At 69.0% G+C, this 18,670-nt stretch carries 19 protein-coding genes and 1 pseudogene; 10 read left to right on the top strand and 10 right to left on the bottom strand.

The window, feature by feature from the left end; genetic code table 11:
- The first annotated feature begins 35 nt into the window (after positions 1 to 35).
- On the top strand, positions 36 to 815 hold the full coding sequence (locus IE307_RS01725) for an ion transporter (protein ID WP_191295648.1): 780 nt from the start codon (positions 36 to 38) through the stop codon (positions 813 to 815).
- Between the two features lie 66 nt (positions 816 to 881).
- Here IE307_RS01725 and IE307_RS01720 read toward each other — a convergent pair whose 3' ends face one another.
- Complete coding sequence (locus IE307_RS01720; RefSeq protein ID WP_229904286.1) at positions 882 to 3,740, bottom strand: right-handed parallel beta-helix repeat-containing protein; 2,859 nt, start codon at positions 3,738 to 3,740, stop codon at positions 882 to 884.
- Between the two features lie 470 nt (positions 3,741 to 4,210).
- Here IE307_RS01720 and IE307_RS01715 point away from each other — a divergent pair, with 470 nt between their 5' ends.
- Together IE307_RS01715 and IE307_RS01710 are read left to right on the top strand one after the other, a co-directional pair.
- Entirely contained in the window at positions 4,211 to 5,065 is an 855-nt protein-coding gene (locus IE307_RS01715; protein ID WP_191295647.1) for a geranyl diphosphate 2-C-methyltransferase, read from the top strand.
- Entirely contained in the window at positions 5,065 to 6,129 is a 1,065-nt protein-coding gene (locus tag IE307_RS01710; protein WP_191295646.1) for a family 2 encapsulin nanocompartment cargo protein terpene cyclase, read from the top strand. The genes IE307_RS01715 and IE307_RS01710 overlap by 1 nt, the downstream gene beginning before the upstream one ends.
- Here IE307_RS01710 and IE307_RS01705 read toward each other — a convergent pair.
- From IE307_RS01705 to IE307_RS01680, 6 genes are read right to left on the bottom strand one after another with little or no spacing between them, the layout of a single operon-like run.
- Complete coding sequence (locus IE307_RS01705; RefSeq protein ID WP_191295645.1) at positions 6,120 to 7,010, bottom strand: alpha/beta hydrolase; 891 nt, start codon at positions 7,008 to 7,010, stop codon at positions 6,120 to 6,122. The genes IE307_RS01710 and IE307_RS01705 overlap by 10 nt on opposite strands.
- Positions 7,007 to 7,825, bottom strand: a complete 819-nt coding sequence (locus IE307_RS01700) for a carbohydrate ABC transporter permease (RefSeq protein WP_191295644.1) — start codon at positions 7,823 to 7,825, stop codon at positions 7,007 to 7,009. Before IE307_RS01700 ends, IE307_RS01705 begins: the two co-directional genes overlap by 4 nt.
- Positions 7,815 to 8,702: a carbohydrate ABC transporter permease gene (locus IE307_RS01695; RefSeq protein WP_229904285.1), complete on the bottom strand. Its 888-nt coding sequence runs from the start codon at positions 8,700 to 8,702 to the stop codon at positions 7,815 to 7,817. The genes IE307_RS01700 and IE307_RS01695 overlap by 11 nt, the downstream gene beginning before the upstream one ends.
- Positions 8,699 to 9,892 carry an ABC transporter substrate-binding protein gene (locus IE307_RS01690; protein WP_229904284.1) on the bottom strand — a complete coding sequence of 398 codons (1,194 nt, stop codon included), beginning with the start codon at positions 9,890 to 9,892 and terminating at the stop codon, positions 8,699 to 8,701. The genes IE307_RS01695 and IE307_RS01690 overlap by 4 nt, the downstream gene beginning before the upstream one ends.
- A 16-nt stretch (positions 9,893 to 9,908) precedes the next feature.
- On the bottom strand, positions 9,909 to 11,504 hold the full coding sequence (locus IE307_RS01685) for an FAD-dependent oxidoreductase (RefSeq protein ID WP_229904283.1): 1,596 nt from the start codon (positions 11,502 to 11,504) through the stop codon (positions 9,909 to 9,911).
- A 14-nt stretch (positions 11,505 to 11,518) separates the two neighbouring features.
- On the bottom strand, positions 11,519 to 12,508 hold the full coding sequence (locus tag IE307_RS01680) for a LacI family DNA-binding transcriptional regulator (RefSeq protein ID WP_191295641.1): 990 nt from the start codon (positions 12,506 to 12,508) through the stop codon (positions 11,519 to 11,521).
- Positions 12,509 to 12,643: 135 nt separating this feature from the next.
- Here IE307_RS01680 and IE307_RS01675 point away from each other — a divergent pair, with 135 nt between their 5' ends.
- The 6 genes from IE307_RS01675 to IE307_RS01650 all read left to right on the top strand — a co-directional run bounded on the left by IE307_RS01675 (position 12,644) and on the right by IE307_RS01650 (position 16,483).
- On the top strand, positions 12,644 to 14,422 hold the full coding sequence (locus IE307_RS01675) for a hypothetical protein (protein ID WP_191295640.1): 1,779 nt from the start codon (positions 12,644 to 12,646) through the stop codon (positions 14,420 to 14,422).
- A 124-nt stretch (positions 14,423 to 14,546) separates the two neighbouring features.
- The gene (locus IE307_RS01670) at positions 14,547 to 14,723 is read left to right on the top strand and encodes a hypothetical protein (protein ID WP_191295639.1); all 177 of its coding nucleotides are present in this window, start codon (positions 14,547 to 14,549) and stop codon (positions 14,721 to 14,723) included.
- A 169-nt stretch (positions 14,724 to 14,892) separates the two neighbouring features.
- Positions 14,893 to 15,234 (top strand): hypothetical protein, encoded by a 342-nt coding sequence (locus tag IE307_RS01665; RefSeq protein WP_191295638.1) that lies wholly within the window; start codon positions 14,893 to 14,895, stop codon positions 15,232 to 15,234.
- 57 nt (positions 15,235 to 15,291) lie between these two features.
- On the top strand, positions 15,292 to 15,480 hold the full coding sequence (locus tag IE307_RS01660; RefSeq protein ID WP_191295637.1) for a DUF3072 domain-containing protein: 189 nt from the start codon (positions 15,292 to 15,294) through the stop codon (positions 15,478 to 15,480).
- A 61-nt stretch (positions 15,481 to 15,541) separates the two neighbouring features.
- Positions 15,542 to 15,979 carry a general stress protein gene (locus IE307_RS01655; protein WP_229904282.1) on the top strand — a complete coding sequence of 146 codons (438 nt, stop codon included), beginning with the start codon at positions 15,542 to 15,544 and terminating at the stop codon, positions 15,977 to 15,979.
- 3 nt (positions 15,980 to 15,982) lie between these two features.
- A complete protein-coding gene (locus IE307_RS01650; protein WP_191295636.1) occupies positions 15,983 to 16,483 on the top strand; it encodes an MSMEG_6728 family protein in 501 nt (166 codons plus the stop codon).
- Here the strand turns inward: IE307_RS01650 and IE307_RS01645 are convergent.
- Positions 16,417 to 17,334: an anti-sigma factor RsbA family regulatory protein gene (locus tag IE307_RS01645; RefSeq protein ID WP_229904281.1), complete on the bottom strand. Its 918-nt coding sequence runs from the start codon at positions 17,332 to 17,334 to the stop codon at positions 16,417 to 16,419. The genes IE307_RS01650 and IE307_RS01645 overlap by 67 nt on opposite strands.
- A gap of 173 nt (positions 17,335 to 17,507) precedes the next feature.
- Between IE307_RS01645 and IE307_RS01640 the strand changes: the two genes are divergently transcribed.
- Complete coding sequence (locus IE307_RS01640; RefSeq protein WP_191295634.1) at positions 17,508 to 17,882, top strand: STAS domain-containing protein; 375 nt, start codon at positions 17,508 to 17,510, stop codon at positions 17,880 to 17,882.
- Here IE307_RS01640 and IE307_RS01635 read toward each other — a convergent pair.
- Positions 17,879 to 18,245 (bottom strand): annotated as a pseudogene (locus tag IE307_RS01635) (VOC family protein). The gene IE307_RS01640 and the pseudogene IE307_RS01635 sit on opposite strands and share 4 nt — an antisense overlap.
- Before the next feature lie 21 nt (positions 18,246 to 18,266).
- The gene (locus IE307_RS01630) at positions 18,267 to 18,662 is read right to left on the bottom strand and encodes a PRC-barrel domain containing protein (RefSeq protein WP_191295633.1); all 396 of its coding nucleotides are present in this window, start codon (positions 18,660 to 18,662) and stop codon (positions 18,267 to 18,269) included.
- Between the last annotated feature and the right edge of the window lie 8 nt (positions 18,663 to 18,670).

Genomic DNA, 18,670 nt, shown 5'->3' with positions numbered 1-18,670 from the left:
AGTGCCCTTGTCCCCCCGGCAAGGAGTAGTCAGGCATGGCGTTGCGCGCACGCATCGGCGAGGTCGTCGAGAGCACACGGTTCCAATGGATGATCATTTGCGTGATCGTGGTGAACGCGGCCGCTCTGGGGGCCGAGACCTCACCCGCGATCGTCGCGAAGCACGGCGGTCTGCTCAGCGCGGTCGACCACCTGGCGCTCGCCATCTTCGTCGCGGAGCTCGCCGCGCGGCTCTACGCGTTCGGCTGGCGGTTCTTCCGCGACCCGTGGAACGTCTTCGACTTCGTCATCGTGTCGGTGGCGCTGCTGCCGGCCGCCGGTCCGCTCAGCGTGCTGCGGTCGCTGCGGATCCTGCGGGCGCTGCGGCTCGTGGCGATGGTGCCGAGCATGCGCAGGGTCGTGACCGCGCTGGTGAAGTCCGTTCCCGGCCTGATCTCGCTCACCGGGTTGCTGGTGCTGCTGCTCTACATCGGCGGCGTGATCGCGAGCAACCTGTTCGCCGACTCCGGCGACCCGCGGTTCGCCGACCTGGGATCGACGCTGCTGACGCTGTTCCAGATCACCACGGGCGACGGCTGGTCGGACGTCATGCGCGATCTGATGGCCCACCAGCCGCTCGCGTGGATCTTCTTCCTCTGCTACCTGATGGTGGGCACGTTCACCATGCTCAACTTGTTCATCGCCGTGGTGTGCAGCGCGATGGAGCCGGACGTGCGGCAGGTGCCCGCGCCCCGTTCCGCGAACCACGACGACCTCCTGCTGCAGGAGGTCCGCGCGCTCAGGGAAGAAGTCCGGGCCATGCGGCAGAACGCCTGACGAAGCCAGGGGTCCCGACCGGCGACGCCGCCGTACACCGATCGGGACCCCTGCAACCCCCGCCTTCTACGGGGTGACCGGGATGTTCGACACGCCCTTCTTCGCACGGCTGACCGTGTTCGAGGCGTGCACGACATTCGGGTTGGCCTTGCACTTCGACGTGGACGACACGGACACCGCGTACTCGCCGACACCGCCGAGGTCGGACTTGTTGCCACGCCACACGTTCCCGCAGCCGTTGCCGAACGACGGCGTCGTGCCCGGGTTGTGCGTCTCGTAGCCGTTCTTGAACGTGCCGGGCGAGGAGAAGGTGCCGGTGTTGTTCTCGATCCGGTAGCCGAAGCCCTTCACGTCGACCCACGAGTCGGCGGAGTTCGCGCCGGAGATCCCGGTGCCGTTGAACGTGTTGCCGCTGATCAGACCGCCCTGGGTGCCTTCCTTGACGTCGATGTGCTCCGCCGACACCCCGGGGCCGATCCTGTTGCCGGTCACCTGGACGCGGTCGGACCTGTCGACGCCGCCGGAGTTGCCGTGGCACTTCCAGTTCGAGTTCGCGGAGCCGATGTAGACGCCCTCGCCGTAGTCCTTCGTCACGACGCCCGCGTCGGTGATCGTCGAGTTCTTGATGACGCCGTCCGCGGACGAGCGCCGGAAGTGCACGCCTTCCTCGTCGGTCTTGCGCACGGTCACGCCGTCGATCGTGACGTGGTGGGAGTTGTCGAGGACGATGCCCTTCTTCGACTCCGCCACCGTGATGCCCTTGACGGTCCAGTAGGGCGCGTTGTGCAGCCACAGGCCGTAACCCGAGTCCCAGCCCGCCGTCGGCACCGGGCAGGACGGCGCCGTGCCGGACGGGCCGTCGTTGATCAGCACGGCCGACGGGGGACCGGTCAGCGTGATCGGGCTGCCGGACGTGCCGGCCTTCTGCGTCACGAACGAACCGCGGTAGGTGCCCGCCGCCAACGAGATGGTGTCGCCCGGCTTCGCGTTCAGCAGAGCGGCTTTCAGCTGCTCGGCGTTCGACACCGCGACGGTCGCGCCGAGGTCTGCTCCGGCCGCGAGGCTCGCCGGGATGTTCTTGAGGAACAACGACTTCGCCGTGTCGGTCTTCGAAGCGTCGACGCCGTGGCCGCCGGTGTAGTCGCGCTGCTCGTTCTTCGCCCAGTCCGCGATCGCCGTGCCACCGATGTCGAGGTGCTTGTACGCGCTGCCGTTCCAGCCGAACTGGTAGATCCGCGACTTCTCGCTGTAGAACGGGTCGTACGCACCGCCGGTCGCCAGCTGCTTCGTCATGCCGTTGTTGAAGAACACGTTGCGCGGCCCCGAAGCACCCGACCACTTGACGGCCTTCCTGCCCGCGCCCCACCAGATCGGGAACCAGTTCGAGTCGTCGGGCCCGCCGCCGCCCTCCTCACCGCAGTTCGCCCGGCAGTTGCCCGAGCGGTGCGCGTAGGAGACGCGGACGGTGTTGTTCTCGAACAGGTTGTTGCGTTCCCAGCCGCCGTGCAGGTTCAGGTCGGAGTCGAAGTCGTTGCCGATCACGACGTTGCCCGAGGCCGACCACTGGAACGTGAAGTGCCGCAGGTTGCGCGAGGTGTTGCCCGCGTACAGCGAGTCCCACACTCGTGACCCGCGGAAGTAACCGTTGCCGCCCTTGCCCTTGTTCCACGAACCGTCGAGCTCGTTGTCGACGATCTGCAGGTTCTTGGCCTCCTCGGTGACGATCGGGTGCGAGCCCGTCATCTCCGCGCGGATGCCCTTCACCCAGGAGTTGGCCGCCCACTTGAAGACGATGCCGTGCATCTCGTCCGCGGGGGCCATGTTGCCGTAGTTGTTGACGGCCTCGGCGGGGTCGAGGTTCGGCATCGCCTGCGTGAAGCCGAAGTTCTCGAACCCGACGCCGAGGACCGGGTCCACCAGCGGCGACACCTTGGAGTCGTAGGTCGCCCCGTCGATCGCCGGTGAACCGTCCGAGGTGGAGTTGACGGGGACGTCGAACTCCAGCGGCTTGTCGAGCGTGACGGTCGTGCCCGACACCGACGCGACCGTGAAGATCTGCTGCCGCATGTGCATGTTCAGCAGCGGAAAACCGGTGCCGGTCGCCTGCTGCTGCTCGTAGAACTTGACCGAGTTCGCGGCACGGACGTTCACGAGCATGCCCGGCTTGATCGTGCTCGCGGACGCGACCTTGACGGCGCGGTCACCGGCCTTCGCGGCGGCGCTCACCTTCGCGCCGGCCTTCCAGTGCACGTTGACGGTGCCCTCGAAGATGTCCTTGCGGTTCTCCGGCGCTCGCGAGTGGTCGCTCGCGTAGCTGGGGTGCACGCCGCGCGACTGGACCCGGAACAGGCCGCGTCCCGGCCACAGCCAGCCGCCCTTGCCCGCGCCCGAGGTCATGCCGTCCTCGTCCCAGTCCGACCCGTCCGGGGTGAGCGTGTCGTACCGGGTGTTCGCGTCGGGGGTGTAGACCAGCTTGGTCGCGGTCGTGCCGGCACCCCGGATGATCAGGTAGTCGGCGTCGACGTGCAGCTCCTTCGACACCCTGAGCTCGCCCGCGGGCAGGGAGATGAGGCTGAGCCTGGTGTAGCTCGCGCTCGGCGAGCACTGCGCCTTCACGGAGTCGATCGCGGCTTGGAGTCCCGCCGTGTCGTCGGCCGCGTCGTTCGGGCGCACGGCGAACTGGGAGGCGAGTTCCGCGGCCGTGATCTGGCAGGCGGCGTTCGGGTTCAGCTCGTTGTTGCCCGGCAGCACGCCATTTCCGCGATATCCGGCTTTCGACCAGTCGTACAGGCCGGAAACAGGTGCGCGGCGGTTCGCCGACGAGACGTCCAGGCCCGTCAGCGCAGGTGCGGCGGCCGCCGTGGTGGGAACGGTCAGGGAACCTATTAAAAGCAGTGACAGCAGAGGTAGAGAGGTTTTCGTCATTGACAACCCTCGTTCAGCAGGGCGGGGCCATTTCTTTCTAGCTGATGGTTTAGATCTGTGTCAAATATTCACATTCATGAAATAGGTAATTCTGCAATGCTTTTCAATGACGGCTGCCGGTGTGTTCACTACGTCTTCTCGGCAGCTCACGGTTCTGAATCGTGGGAGTCGATCAAGTCGGCCGCGTGCCGGATGGTCACCGCGGGCTTCGCGGGCGTTGGACCGGATTTTCTCCCAAGTGGCGTGGAATTGGACCCCGGTCCCGTCATCCGGTCGGGGGTGAACAACCCTCGAAAGTGGGGACGCCCACCGGCTTGCGCGGGTTATGAGAACCACTGCGACGCGACATTCCGCCTACCCGTTCGTGTCCGAACCAGGCCTGAACGGCGGATCGCAGGCTGGGCCATCAGCTGCAAAGGTCAGTTGCTGTTCGGCAGTGAGCGTTCCAACGAACAGGAGCCACCCAGGTCATGGCGAGCCCCACCGTGAAGCCGGTTCTGCGCACCGACTACCAGCGTTCCGTGGCGGACTACTGGAACAGGGAGAAGGACCCGGTCAACATCAAGCTCGGAGAGGTGGACGGGCTCTACCACCACCACTACGGGCTGGGCCAGTACGACCCGGCGGTGCTGGAGGCACCCGCCGAGGTGCGCGACCAGGCGATGATCGCCGAGATGCACCGGCTGGAGACCGCGCAGGCCGAGGTGCTCCTCGACGCGTTCGGAGACCTCCCGCCCGGCGCCCACCTGATGGACGGCGGGTCCGGCCGCGGTGGCACGAGCTTCATGGCCAACGCCCGGTTCGGCGCCCGCATCGACGGGGTCAGCATCTCCGAGGAGCAGGTGGCGTTCGCGAACGGCCAGGCCGTGGAACGCGACGTCGCCGACCAGGTCCGGTTCCACTTCAAGAACATGCTCGACACCGGCTTCGAGACCGGCTCGTTCAACGGCATCTGGACCAACGAGACCACGATGTACGTGGACCTCCAGCAGCTGTACGGCGAGTTCGCACGACTCATCGCCCCCGGCGGCCGGTACGTCTGCATCACCGGTTGCTCCAACGACCTGACGGGCCTGCGGTCGCGCGCGGTCAGCCAGATCGACCAGCACTACATCTGCAACATCCACCCGCGCAGCGAGTACTTCAGGGCGTTGGCGGACAACGGTTTCGTGCCGATCAGCGTCGTCGACCTGACGCCGGACACCATCCCGTACTGGGAGCTGCGCGCCCAGTCGTCGGTCGCGACCGGCGTCGAGGACCCGTTCCTGACCGCCTACAAGGAGGGCAGCTTCCACTACCTGCTGATCGTGGCGGACCGCATCTGATGAAGGACCTCCTCACCGGGCCGTCCGGGCTGGGCACCTCTGCTGCCCGGCTCGGGCGGCCCGAGGCCGTGACACCGCCTCCGGACCTGGGCTACGCCGAACGCCCGTGGGGCGACGGCACCGCACCGCCGCTGTACGTGCCGGTGCTCGAACGCGAGGACCCGCTGCTGGCGGCCGCCGTGGACGAGCGCCTCGTCGCGTGGGCGGGGGAGTGCGGTTTCGAGGAGCCGGAACGGTTTCTGGGCGGCATGTTCGGCCGGCTCGCGGTGCTCACGCACGTGGACACCGACGACGTCGACCAGCTGCTGATCGCGGCCCGTCTCAACGCGGCCTGGTGGGCCGCCGACGACCTGTACGCGGACGACACCGAGATGGGCGCGGTCCCGGCGGAGCTCCCGCCGCGGCTCGCGCTGGCCATGGCCGCGATGGACCCGGTCGCGCCCGCCGCCGAGTTCACCGTGGAGCTGGAGCAGAGGCTCGCCGCCGACCCGGTACTCGTCGGCCTCCGCTCCGGCATCGCGCACCTCACGTCGCGCAGCACGGCGACCATCGTGCAACGCGTCTGCTACTCGACGTTCGCGATGTTCGTGTCGTGGGGCGCCTACGCGGCCTGGCGGCACACGGGCAACTACCCGCCCGCGTGGCAGTACCTCGCGACACGGCAGCACGACACCTTCTACACGTCGATGACGCTCATCGACGCCGTTGGAGGCTACGAACTGCCCGCGCCGCTGTACTACGACCCGCGCGTGCGGCAGCTGCTGACGGCCGCGGGCACGGCGTCGGTGATCGTGAACGACCTGGTGTCGGTGGAGAAGGACGCCGCCGACGAGAAACCGGTGTGCAACATGGTGCTGCAGATCGCCGCGGACAGGGAGTGCTCGATCGCCGAGGCCACCGCGCGGACCGTGGAGCTGCACAACCAGCTGGTGCGCGACTTCGAGGCGGGGCACAGGGCGTTGCTGGCCGTGCCTTCGGTGGAGCTGCACCGGTTCCTCAAGGGCACCAAGGCCTGGATGGGTGGCGGCTTCGAATGGCACACCACGCATCCGCGTTACAAGTAGAGCGTCCGCCTGAGCCACGCCAGCCGCGTGGCCCGGGCGCGTCGCGACAACACCGCCTCCGGCACCAGCTGGTCGAACCCGTGGCAGCCGCCGGGCCACACGTGCAGCTCGGCGTCCCCACCGGCGCGCCAGACGCGTGAGGCGTACTCGACGGCCTCGTCGCGGAACACGTCCACCGAGCCGACGTCGACGTAGGCCGGCGGCAGACCGGAGAGGTCGGTGGCGCGCGCCGGAGCCGCGTACGGGGACACGTCCGGCCCGCCGCGCGCGTCCCCCAGCAACGCCGTCCAGCCGGTGAGGTTCGACGCGCGCACCCAGGTGGTGCCGTCGAGGAACTGGTGGCTGGACGGGGTTTCGCACCTGTCGTCGAGCATCGGGCACATCAGCAGCTGGCCGCGGATCGCAGGCCCGCCGAGGTCGCGGGCCATGAGCGTTACCGCCGCCGCCAGTCCACCGCCCGCCGACGTGCCCGCGACGACCGGAGGGCCGAACCCGGTGCGCTCCATCCACGTCAGCGCGCGGTAGCAGTCCCGCACGGGAGCAGGGTGCGGGTGTTCGGGCGCCAGCCGGTACTCGGGCGACACCAGGGTGACGCCGAGCTCCGACACCCACTCGGCCAGCACGTGCAGGTCGGAGCGCCGGGTCCCGGCGACCATCCCGCCACCGTGCAGGTGCAGCACGGGCGGTCCAGACGAGCCCGCCGGGCGCAGCACGAGCACGGGCACGCCGTCCGCGTCCTCCTCGGTGAACGTCACCGCGCCGCCCCGCGTGAGCTCGGCGTCGGTGACGACCCGGCCGGCGGCCCGCCTGGCCGCGATCCCGGCCGCGGTCAGCGGTGGCCGGGAGAGGTCTGCCGCCGCCGCGATCTCGGGATCGATCACCCCTTCACGCCCGTGTGCGCGAGGCCCTCGATGAACTGCCGTTGCGCCACCACGAACACGATGAGGATCGGCACGGCCGTCATGGTCGCGGCGGCCAGCTGGACGTTCCACATCGGACCGCCGTAGATGTCGACGAACTGCGTCAACGCCTGCGGCAGCGTGAACATGTCCGGCGTGGACAGGTACACGATCGGCTCCAGGTAGAGGTTCCACGAGTGCAGGAACGTGAAGATCGCGACCGCGCCCAGCGCGGGCCGGGACAGCGGCAGGGCGATCCGGTAGAAGATGCCCGCACGCCCGAGGCCGTCCATCCGCGCGGCCTCCTCCAGCTCCGGCGGCAGCGCGATGAAGAACTGGCGCATGATGAAGATCGCCAGCACGCACGGCGCCCCGAAGATCGGCACGATGATCAGCGGCCAGTGCGTGTTCGTCATCCCGAGCGACTGGAACATCTGGAACAACGGGACGATCGTGACCTCGCTCGGGATGAGCAGACCGGTCAGCACCACCACGAACAGCACGTTCTGGCCGGGGAACCGGATGCGCGCGAACGCGTAGCCCGCCAGCGCCGCCACGGCCATCGTGCCGACCGTGACGACCACCGCGATGTAGAGGCTGTTCCAGTACTGCTGCCCGAACGGCTGCATCCTGAACACGGTCTCGTACGTGGAGAACGTCCACTCGCGCGGCAGCAGCGACTCCGAGAAGATCTCGCTGATCGGCTTCATCGACGAGGTGACCATCCACCACGTCGGGAACACGAACGGAACGCACAGCAGGCACAGCAGACCGTAGAGCCAGACCTTACGACTCATGGAGCACCCACTTCCGGCGCATCTGCCACTGCAGCAACGTCAGTGCGGCGACGATGACGAACAGCAGCACCGAGATCGTCGCGCCGTAGCCGAAGTGGTGGAACTGGAACGCCTGCTGGTACAGGTAATAGATCAACACTGTCGTGGAGGTGCCCGGACCGCCCTGGGTGAGCACCGCGATCTGCGCGAACACCTGCAACGAGCCGACGATCGTGATGATCGACGTGAGCAGGATCGTCGGGCTGATCAACGGGATCGTGATGCTCCGGAACCGTCTCCACGCGCCCGCGCCGTCGATCTTCGCGGCCTCGTACAGCGGAGCCGGGACCCCTTGCAGCGCCGCGAGGAACAGCACCATGTTCAGCCCGACGTTCTTGATCACCTGCACGACGATCACCGACACCATCGCGGTCGTGTCCCCGCGCAGCCAGTTCGGGCCGTCGACGCCGAAGACGCCCAGCAACCCGTTCACGCTGCCCTCCGGCTGCAGCATGAGCTGCCAGACCAGCGTCCACGCCACGAGCGACACCAGCACGGGGGAGAAGAACAAGGTGCGGAACAGCGTGGTGCCGCGCAGCTTCTGGTTGAGCAGCACCGCGAGCAGCAGCGCCAGCGACAGGTTCAGCACCACCAGACCGGCGGCGAACCAGGCCGTGGCGACGAGCGAGTCGCGCAGCTTCTCGTCGTTCAGCAGCTGCTTGTAGTTCTCGCCGCCGATGAACTCGAACGTGCCGCCGAGCACGTTCCACTCGTTGAGGCTGTACCAGCCCACCATCGCGAGAGGGATGAGCACGAACGCGAGGCTGCCGAGCAGAGCAGGCGCGACGAACAGGTACCCGATCAGGTTGTCGCGCCTGCGACACGTCCAGAACGTCACTGGCGCTCCAGCAACGGCTTGATCTTCGCGCACACGCCGTCGAGCACCTGCGAGACGTTCGCGTCCGGCTTCCACAACGGGTCGAGCGCGGCGCGGATGGTCTGGTTCAGCTCCTCCTGGCCCTGGTGGCTCGGCTTCACCACGCCCTTGCTGATGCCGTCGATCACGACCGACTGCAGCTGCTCCGGCTTGATCAGCGGGTTGCTCTTGGCCAGCGTGTCCGCGTTGAGCAGCGACTGGCGCACGGGCGGGAAGAACTGGGCGAGCTTCGCGGAGTTGGCCGCGTTGGTGAAGAAGCCGAGGAAGTCCGCGGCGGCCTCGGCGTTCTTCGAGCGCTTCAGCACGCCGACGCCGGCCTGGCCGATCACCGCGTAGTCGCCCTTCGGGCCCTTGGGCAGCGGCACCAGCGTCCAGCCGAACTTGGCGTCCTTCAACGCACCGGCCCGCGAGATCTGGCTGACGGCCATGGCCGCGTTGCCCGCGAAGAAGTCCACGGTCGTGCCGGGACCGGGGATCGCCTTGTCCGTGAAGATCGCCTTGTGGACGAACGTCATGGCGTCCTTCATCTCGGTGCTCGCGAACCCGCACTGCTTGCCGTCGTCGCTCCACGCGTTCGCGCCCCAGCCGCGCCAGATCGCCGACAGCACGGCCCAGTTCTGGTACTTGAAGTCCGGCAGCACGAGGTTCTTGCCGGCCGACGCCGCGACCGCCTCCTCCCACGTCGCCGGCAGCTCCTTCACCAGGTCGGTGTTGACGAAGAGCCCGAACGGCGAGGTGGAGAACGGGTACGCGTACAGCTCGCCGTCCTTCTCCCACAGCTTGGTCGCGGACGGCACCAGCTCGTCGGCCTTCTCGACCTTGGCCCTGATCGGGGCGAGCGCGCCGGAGGAAACGAAGTCGGGCGCCGACTCCTCCAGGACCCACGCCAGGTCGGGCGCGTTGCCGCCGGCGATCTGCGTGGTGAGAGTGGTGGTGTAGCCGTCGGCCGGGATCGAGTCGAACTTGATCTCGGTGACGTCCGGGTGCGAGGCCTTGTACTCCGACGCGATCTCGTTGAGCAGCTTGAGATGCGCCTCGTTGGCGGTCCACACCGTCATGCGCAGCGACTTCGGTCCGGACTGCGCCGACGAACCGCTGCACGCCGTGAGGGCGAGTAGAGCTGTGACGACGAGCGCCAGAAGCCTGGACATCATTGTCTCCCTGGGCCTAGTAACCGGACACGTCCGGCCAGCGGAGCTCGACCCCGTCGCGGTCCAGCCGGTGCTGGAACTCCGCGAGCAGGGCGGGGGTGTTGCGCACCGCACGAGGGGTGACTCGGTGCGCCAGGCAGAAGTCCGCGAGCGCGCCCGCGACCTCGCCGACGTTCCACTCGACCGGGTGCAGCCGGTGGGAACCGTTGGTGATGTGGGTGGTGCCGATGTTCTTGCCCGCGGGCAGGAGGTTCTCGACGCGCTGGGGGATGAGCGCGCCGAGCGGGATCTCGAACGGGCAGCTCGCGACGTCGAGGTAGTTGTCGCCACCGGTCGAGGGGTGCAGGTCGATGCGGTACATGCCCACACCCACGGCGTCGGCGTGCTGCACCGCGCCCTTGTCGCCGCGCACGGCGAGCGAGAGGTCCTGCTCGACGATCGTGTACTCGGTCCGCATCCGCCGCGACTCGCGGATGTAGGGCGCCTGGGCCAGGCCGTCCGCGCTGCCGGTGACGTCGCCCCGCAGCCGCAGGCCGGGGAAGCCCGTGCCGCCGTCGGAGCGCGGTGCCTCGGTCTGCAGCCAGTACAGGACCGACTTCGACAGCTCCCGCGCCGCTGCGACGTGCTTGTCGGCGTCGGGGACGTCGATCACCGGCGACTCGAAGTAGTCGATCATCGGCCAGTTGACCAGGCAGATGTCGCTGTCGTAGGCGCCCTCGACGAAGTTGCGGCGGGCGGCGATGCGGCGGAACGTCCACAGGTTGCTGTCGCCCGCGCTGAGCCGCTGGTCCGACAGAACGCTGAGCGGGTCGTCGTCCGGGTTCGGCGTGAACGTGCGTTCGGCGGTGCTCAGCGTGCGCGGGTCGGGGGAGCGGAACGACAGCATCCGGTCGCCCCAGTACTCGGGCTGGTAGTTCCGCCAGAAGTCGTAGCGCTCCGGCTTGTCGATCGTGTGGTCGCCGTCGACGTGGTCGATCGCGAAGCACACCGACATCGCCTGCATGTTCGCCGGTTGCGCGACCTCGGGCGCGCTCGGCTCACCGGTGTCCAGTGTGGACTCGAAGCCCGTCACGTACTCCGTGCCGGACAACGGGAGCAGCTCGCCGGTCTCGGTCGCGTCGAGGACGTAGGGCGCGGCCAGTTCGACCTCGCAACCGTGGTGCTCGACGGTCACCGACACGATCCGGTCGCCGTCGGTCCGCGCGGCGATCGGCCGTGCGGGCTGCAGGACCGTGAGCTTGCCGCTGCCGCGGTAGGGCGCCAGCATCTCGTCGATCACGGCGACGGCCACGCGGGGCTCGTGGCAGAGCCTGCTCACGTTGCCGGCGCCGGGGTTGAGCTCGCGCCACGCCCGCGCCCGCGGGGTCAGCGGGTAGTGGCGGCGGTAGTACTCGCGGATGCCGTCCCGCAACGCCCGGTACGAGGCGGTGACGCCGAAGCGCTCGACCCAGCTGTGCTCGTCCGGCGGCACGGCCTGGCTGGTGAGCTGCCCGCCGAGCCACTCGATCTCCTCGGTGAGCACGACCCGGCGTCCGGCGCGCAGCAACGCGAGGGCTGCGGCGACTCCGCCGAGTCCGCCGCCTACGACGACGACGTCAGTGTTGTGCGACAACAGGTTCCTCCAGATCAACCGAGAGTCGTGCCCGCGACGAACTCGCAGGCGAGCAGCTCCCGAGGGGTGGTGCCGTGTTCGAGCACCTCGGTCAGCGCCTGCACCGCCCGCCGCCCCATCTCGCGGCGGGGGATGCGGAAACCGGTGAGCGCCACGTCGTCCGGCGCGGGCCGGGTGGCCGCGCCGAGCGTCATCACGGACAGGTCGCCGGGGACGGACAGACCGCGTTCGCGGGCCGCGAGGACGAGCGCCGCACCGTCCGAGACCTCCTCGGTGAGCACGGCCGTGATTCCGGCGTCCAGCACCTGGTCGAGCCCGGCGAACTGCACGTGCGTGCCCGCGACGCGGTGCGCCGCAACGGCTTGCTTGAAGCCCCGCAGCCTGTCGGCCGACGACTCCGCGCCCGTTCCGGCGCCCACGTAGACGAACTCGCGGTGCCCGAGGGCGACCGCGCGGTCCACCAGGTTCCGCACCGCGGAGACGTAGTCGGCGCCGACGTGCGGCACCGGACCGCCCGCGTCGTCCCGGCGGCCGATCGAGACGAACGGGATGCCCTCGCTCACGAGCTGGGCCAGGTCGTCGCGGTCGATGGAACGACCGAGCAGCACGCACCCGTCCGCCAGCCGGATCCTGCTGTCGTCGCTGAAGATCCGCCGCTTGCCCTCGGTCGCCTTGGCGCTCGTGAACAGCAGCAGGTCGCAGCCCGCCACCTCCGCCTGTTCCTCGATGCCCTCGAGGAACGGCTGGTAGAAGTCGGCGCGGGTGCTCGGGAAGACGGCCTCGTAGGTGAAGACGCCGAGGATGCGGTTGCGCTGGTCGTGCAGCCGGCGCGCGATCGGGTTCGCGACGTAGCCCGTCCTGCGGATGACCTCCAGCACCCGCGCACGGGTCTCCGGCGCGATGCGGACGCCGCCGTCGGTCCGGTTGTTGAGCACCAGCGACACCGTGGCCTGGCTGACGCCTGCCATCCGGGCGATGTCCTGCTGGGTGAGCCTCTTGGCCATGAGCACCTGCCAATTCGAATTGGCAGGGAGTCTGCGTCAGCACCCGCATCGCCGTCAACCCTGTAATAATTCGAATTAGCACCTTGACGGGCCGCAGCCGGGGGAGCGAGGGTGCTCCGCCAAGGAGGTAGGCCCGTGAACGCATTCAGCCGTCGCAGCCTGATCACCGGTGCGACCGCGGCCGGACTGCTCGCCGCTCTGCCCGCGCAGGCGCTCGCCCTGCCGGCGCCCCCGCCCGTCACTCCCGACCGCCGCGCCTTCGACCCCGCCGAACAACGGTTCGCGCCGTACCTGACGGCGGTCTCGCCGATGGTCGCCGCCATGGACGCGGGCGGCTTCTTCGGCGGCGGCTGGTGGCGCAGCCCGAACTCGTCGTACAACGCCCGAGTCCAGGAACACGTCCACACGCTGGCCTGGTTCGCGACGCAGTCCCGCCCGTGGAACCCCTACCGCGGCAACGCCCAGGTGATCGCCGCCCTGGACGCAGGCCTTGGCCACTACCTGGGGCTGCAGCACGCGAACGGGTCGTGGCCCGAGTACTCGCGCGGCCAGCACTCGCTGGCCGCGACCGGGTTCGCCCTGGGCTACCTGAGCAAGACGAACGCACTGCTCCGGCGCGCCGGGATCCTGCCGTCGCGGCAGGCGCAGATCACCGCGTCACTGCACAGGGCGATGACGTGGTTCCTCGACGGCTCCAACGACGTCGTCTGGCAGTCGCCGCTCACGTGGGCCAACCAGACGACCTCCGGGCTCGCCGGTGCGGCACTCGCGTTGAGGCAGGACCCGGACCCGCGGCTGGGCGGGCTGCTCACCGAGGCGTTCGCACGACTGGCCAGGACCGGGCAGAGCCCCGCCGGGTTCTTCTACGAGGAGTCCGGTGCGGACACGAACTACAACTTCGAGGTCATGCTGCCGGAGCTCGCCGACGCGTGGCGGCAGTCGGGCGACCCGAATCTCGTCGTGATGACGAGGAGGTACACCGACTGGCTCGGCTACAACCTGCTGCGCGAACCGGACGGCTCCGGGTGGTTCGCCAACATCGCCACGAACTCGCGGACGTCCTCGAGGTTCTACGCCGACGTCCGGCCCGACCCCGAACGGACCGCGCTCAACGCCCAGTTCGTGCCCGTGGTGCCCGGCCTGGCCGCGTTCCTGTCCAGTCGTGAGGACCTGGCCGCCGTACGCAGGGCCTGGGCGTCCTCGCCGGACCCGGTGCCGGCGCTGGTCAAGCCGGACACGTCACCGCGCATCCTCGCGCACGCCATGTACGGCGAGCGCTACCCGACTCGTGCCCAACGGACGGCGGCGATCGCGCGATTGCCGTACCAGCGCGCGCACTTCACCGAGCGGCGCAGTGATCAGGGGCAGGACTTCCTGTTCGTGCGGCGTCCCTGGTGGTACGTGGGCGGGTACTTCGGCGTGCGCAGGGCGACCTCGTTGGCGCGCACCGGTTTGACGTTCCTGTGGCATCCCGCGGCGGGTGCGCTCGTGCAGTCGGTGAACAACAACGACCACGCGTGCTGGGGCACCGTGTTCCCCGGCCAGGTGGTGGACTCGAACGGTCCGCAGCAGGCGGAGTTCCCCGGCGGCGAGCCCTACCGGTTCCGCTACCGCACGGCGTCCGGGTCCGTGGTGACCGAGGTGACCGTCGGGGAGCGGATCGTGCGGTCCGTGCGGGCCCAGTCCGCCGCCACCGAGCAGATTCCCTTGGTGGTGAGGGATTCCGACACCGTCGCGCTCGACTCGCGCGGCCTGACGCTCACTCGCGGCAGGACCGTCGTCCGGTTCGACTGGGGACGTTCGCTGGATCCGCGGCTGCGACCGGCGTCGTCGATCACCTACCCGGGCCGCCGGATGCACGTCCTCACCGTGCCGCACGACGGGACCTTCATGCTGACCGTCACGGCGCGTTAGTCCACTGAGGACAGATGGCTTCACTCTTATGTCGCAACGGCAACGCGCATGTTCTCGCAGGTCGCGGGGTATTCGATGGTCCGAAACCCCTTGGTCCCGCGGTTCACGCGAAGGAGTGGTCGTGATGGCACACGTGCGTCGTCTGGTCGACGTCCACACCGGAGATGAGTTCGATCAGCCGGTTCCCTTCGGCCTCGTCTACCCGATCTGCACGGCCGACGGCTCCGCGCCGCCGAGCCAGCGCGGCCGGACCTGGGAGCACCTGATCGCCTGCGACCGCGAGCTCCGCCAGGTGTCGTGAAGTCCGGGCGCACTGCGTCCGCGGACGAGCCGACCAACGAGGCGTACCCGACGGGGTGCGCCTCGTTCTTCGTGGGCGGGAAGTGTCAGTTTGCCGGCGTCCGGGAGGGGTACTCGGGCCCGATTGCGTCAAGCAGTCTGCGCTGGCACCTCGGCTGTGAAGGCGGGCGATGACCGTGGCCACCGAACTCGACGACATGGCGTTGCAGCACCTGCGCACGATCGCGCTGCAGAAGCTCGACAACGCCGTCCGCACCGCGCTGTCCGGTGCCGGGGAAGACGCGGGGCACAGGGCTCTGGAAGAGGCGCTGGCCGCGTGCGCGGAGGCGGGCGCGCCCGTGTCGGCGCAGGTCCTGGGTTCTGTCGAGGCCGCGGGGGAGCACCTTCGCTACGGCGAACGGATGGAAGCGCGGATGCTGCTGACAGTCGCCCACCGCCTGCTGTCGGGCGCGCACCCCCCGATGGTCCTGCCCGAACCCTCCACTCCGGGAGACGTCGTCCTGGGTCGATGATTGACCCTCCGTCACGCCGGGTATCTCGAACGGGCGTTCGAGTGAAAGGGGACGGAAGTGAACCGCACACCGGAGAAGGACCCGCAGGACTGGACGACGGGCGACGAGCCCATGACCGGTCCGCAGGAGTCGTACCTGAACACCCTCGCCCAGGAAGCCGGCGAGGAGGTGCCCGCCGAGCTCACCAAGGTCGAGGCGTCCCAGCTCATCGACCGTCTCCAGGAGAAGACCGGTCGCGGAAGCTGACTGGTCGTTTACTTTGCGTGAGCACGGGTAGCCGGACGAAGTGGACATCAAGCACGAAGACGTGACCCAGACCGAATCGTCGCTGCTGGCCAGCTTCCCGGACTACCTGGGCGCCCAGCGGCTCGTGGACCGGATGTCGGACGACGGGTTCCCCGTGGAGAGCGTGCGGATCATCGGTGACGGTGTCCGGACGGTCGAACAGGTGACGGGCCGCATGACGCGAGGCCGCGCCGCGGTGGCGGGCGCGGCCAGCGGCGCCTGGTTCGGTGTGTTCATCGGCCTGCTGTTCGGTCTGTTCAGCGCGGGCCAGACCTGGGCGTGGTTCGTATTCATCAGCCTCGCGGTCGGTGCGTTCTGGGGCGCGGTGTTCGGGTTCGTGGCGCACTGGAGCACCCGCGGCCGCCGTGACTTCGCGAGCGTCATGACGTTGCAGGCGCGTCGTTACGAGGTGCACGTCGACCGGGAGCGGGCCGCCGAGGCAGCGAAGTACGTGCTCTGAGCAATGCAGACCTTCTTGCCGTATCCGGACTTCGCCGCCTCAGCCCGTGTGCTGGACCGGAGCCGGCTCGGCAAGCAACGGGTCGAGACCATCCAGGTGCAACGCGGGCTGGTGGTGCCCGGCTACGGCTGGCGCCACCACCCGGCCGTGAAGATGTGGGCCGGCTACGAGGAAGCGCTCGTGCGGTACGGCCTGGAGGTCTGCGCCGAGTGGCGTGCGCAGGGGTTCACCGACACGTGCGAGGCGACCCTGCGGTTCGACCTGGCCCAGGCAAGGGACATCGCGGTCGTCCGGACCCAGGAGGAACTGGCCGCCGCGGGGGAGCTGCCCGGCTGGCTCGGTGACCACGACCTGCACCTCAGCCACCAGTCGTCGCTCGTCCGCAAGGATCCCGCGCACTACCGCCGGTTCTTCCCGGACGTGCCGGACGACCTGCCCTACGTCTGGCCGCCGACGCTCACCCGCACGGTGAACCCGTCTCCTTCACGGCCCATGGACACGTAGTCGCACGTGCGGTGCAGGATCCACAACCCGAGCCCGGCGGACAGCGTCTCGGTGGTCGGCACCAGACCCGCCAGCGGGTCCGACGGGCCGTTGCCGCGATCGGTCACCGCCACCAGCACCCGCGAGCCGTCCGCCCACAGCCGGAACCGGACCGGCGCGACGCCGTGCGTCAGGCCGTTCGTGACGACCTCGCTCGCCGCGTAGACGACGTCGTGCGCGTCGTCCTCGCTCAGGCTCATCCCGCCGATCGCCGCTCCGACGGCTTCGCGCACCGCGCCGGCGCTCGGATCGACCAGTTCGACCACCGGTGCGCCCTGTTCGAGCACGTCCGGGACCTGTGACGACGCGGCCAGCCCTTCGCGGTAGCCGGAGTTGGCCTCGTGCGTGCCGGGGGTGGTGGCGACGTTCGGGTGCGTGCGCACCACGTCGGCCAAAACCTCGGCGGGGGTCGTCCTGGTGTCGTACGGGCACAGGCCCCACACCGGGAACTCGGCGTACGCCTGGTTCACCGCGGCCTCGTACCGGGCCCACCAGTCCCAGCGCGCGCCCATGCCGGGGTGGGGGACGTCACCGACCACGCGCATCTGCTGCGCGCCGTCCGCCGTGTGCTCGCGGAACAGGTCGCGGTAGCTGGAGATCGCGTCGGACGGCCGGGAGTACTGGTCCGCCCCCGGCCGGTAGATCACGGCGGCGTCGCCGAGAGCGGCGCGGAGCAGCGAGGAGTTCGATTCCGTGCACGCCACCACCGACGGCTCCCCAGCGCGCAGACCGTCCTCGAGGAACGGCACGGCGTGTGCGAGGAAGTCGTCGTCAGAGCCGTAGAAGGCGGTCTCGTGGTAGAAACCGGTCACAACGACCGATGTTACGCGCGCCTCGCGTGAACCATCCGAGGGAACGTGCACTTCGTCCGACATCAGTTGACCGCCCTACCGCACGCGCACCCCCTGCTGCGCTACGGTCGTGTCGGGTTGAGCAGCCAGCCCTTCTGACGGACGATCACACCGTCGTCACTGGAGGTTGCCCCGTGCTCACCGACGGTCAAGTCCCCTTCCGCGCCTCCTTCGAGAGCGCAGGCCCCGCCGTCCTGGTGCACGTCGCCGGCGAAATCGACTACTCCACAGCTCCTGACCTCGCCGAATGCCTCAGCGAAGCGGTCAGGTCGGTCACCCCGCCCGCGCCGGTCGTGGCCGATCTGACCGCGGTGCGGTTCCTCGGCGCCCAGGGCATCGGCCTGCTGCTCGACCACCAGGACCTCTGCCTGCGCCGGGGCAGCGCCCTCGTGGTCGTCGCCACCGCGGCGGCGGTCCTGCGGCCGTTGCAGGCGCTCGAACTGATGAGCGTCCTGGGCGTGCGCCCCTCCGTGCGGGAAGCGGTGACGCCTCCCGAGGTGACGGCTTAGGCGCTCCGCTCGGACTCGCTGCGCAGCACGCAGAACTCGTTGCCCTCGGGATCGGCCAGGATCGCCCAGCCGGTGCCGTCGGGGTTGCGGTGGTCACCGACGAGGGTCGCGCCCAGCCCGAGCAGTCGTTCGACCTCTTCGTCACGAGTGGTGTCCGGGCGCAGGCAGAGGTGCAGCCGGTTCTTGACGGTCTTGGGTTCCGGCACCTGGTTGAAGAACAGGACCGGTCCCTCGGCCAGCAGCACCTCGGTCGCCCGGCTCGTCGTCCGGGTGCATCGGGCGACCGGTCACCTCGCTCCAGAACCGAGCCAGTTCGTAGGCGTTCGCGCAGTCGATCGCCACGTTCTGCAACACCGAAGTCATGCGCGACAGCCTATTTCGCCACTAGAGCATCGGCGGCATCATCTTGTAGCTGTCGGCGTAGTAGTCGTCGGTGCGCTGCCGATAGCCGTCGTGGTCGTCCGCGTCGTACTCGGGCGCGTTCTTGATCTGTTCCTTGGTGCGGTCGACGTGGACCTTGCGCTCGGCGTGGTCGACGTGGCGCACGGTGCCGACCGGGAGCACGACCTTGCGGCCGAAGATCCACGGCCCGGTGTCGACCATCAGGCAGTCGTGGGGCACCTCGGCGTTGTCCTCGTCGATCTTGCCGATGCTCCCGTCGGTGGCCTCGACGTCGTAGCCGATCAGGCCGGTGTCGGGGCGGTCGTCGAGGTCCTGGCGCGGCTCCTCGGTCCAGGACGCGTCGCGCCACACCCACGGGATGAACGGGATCGGTTGCATGTCCGCCT

The organism is Lentzea cavernae (assembly GCF_014653695.1).
Taxonomy (GTDB): domain Bacteria; phylum Actinomycetota; class Actinomycetes; order Mycobacteriales; family Pseudonocardiaceae; genus Lentzea; species Lentzea cavernae.
The sequence above is the reverse complement of the archived record's forward strand: the minus strand, read 5'-3'. Positions and strand labels throughout refer to the sequence as shown.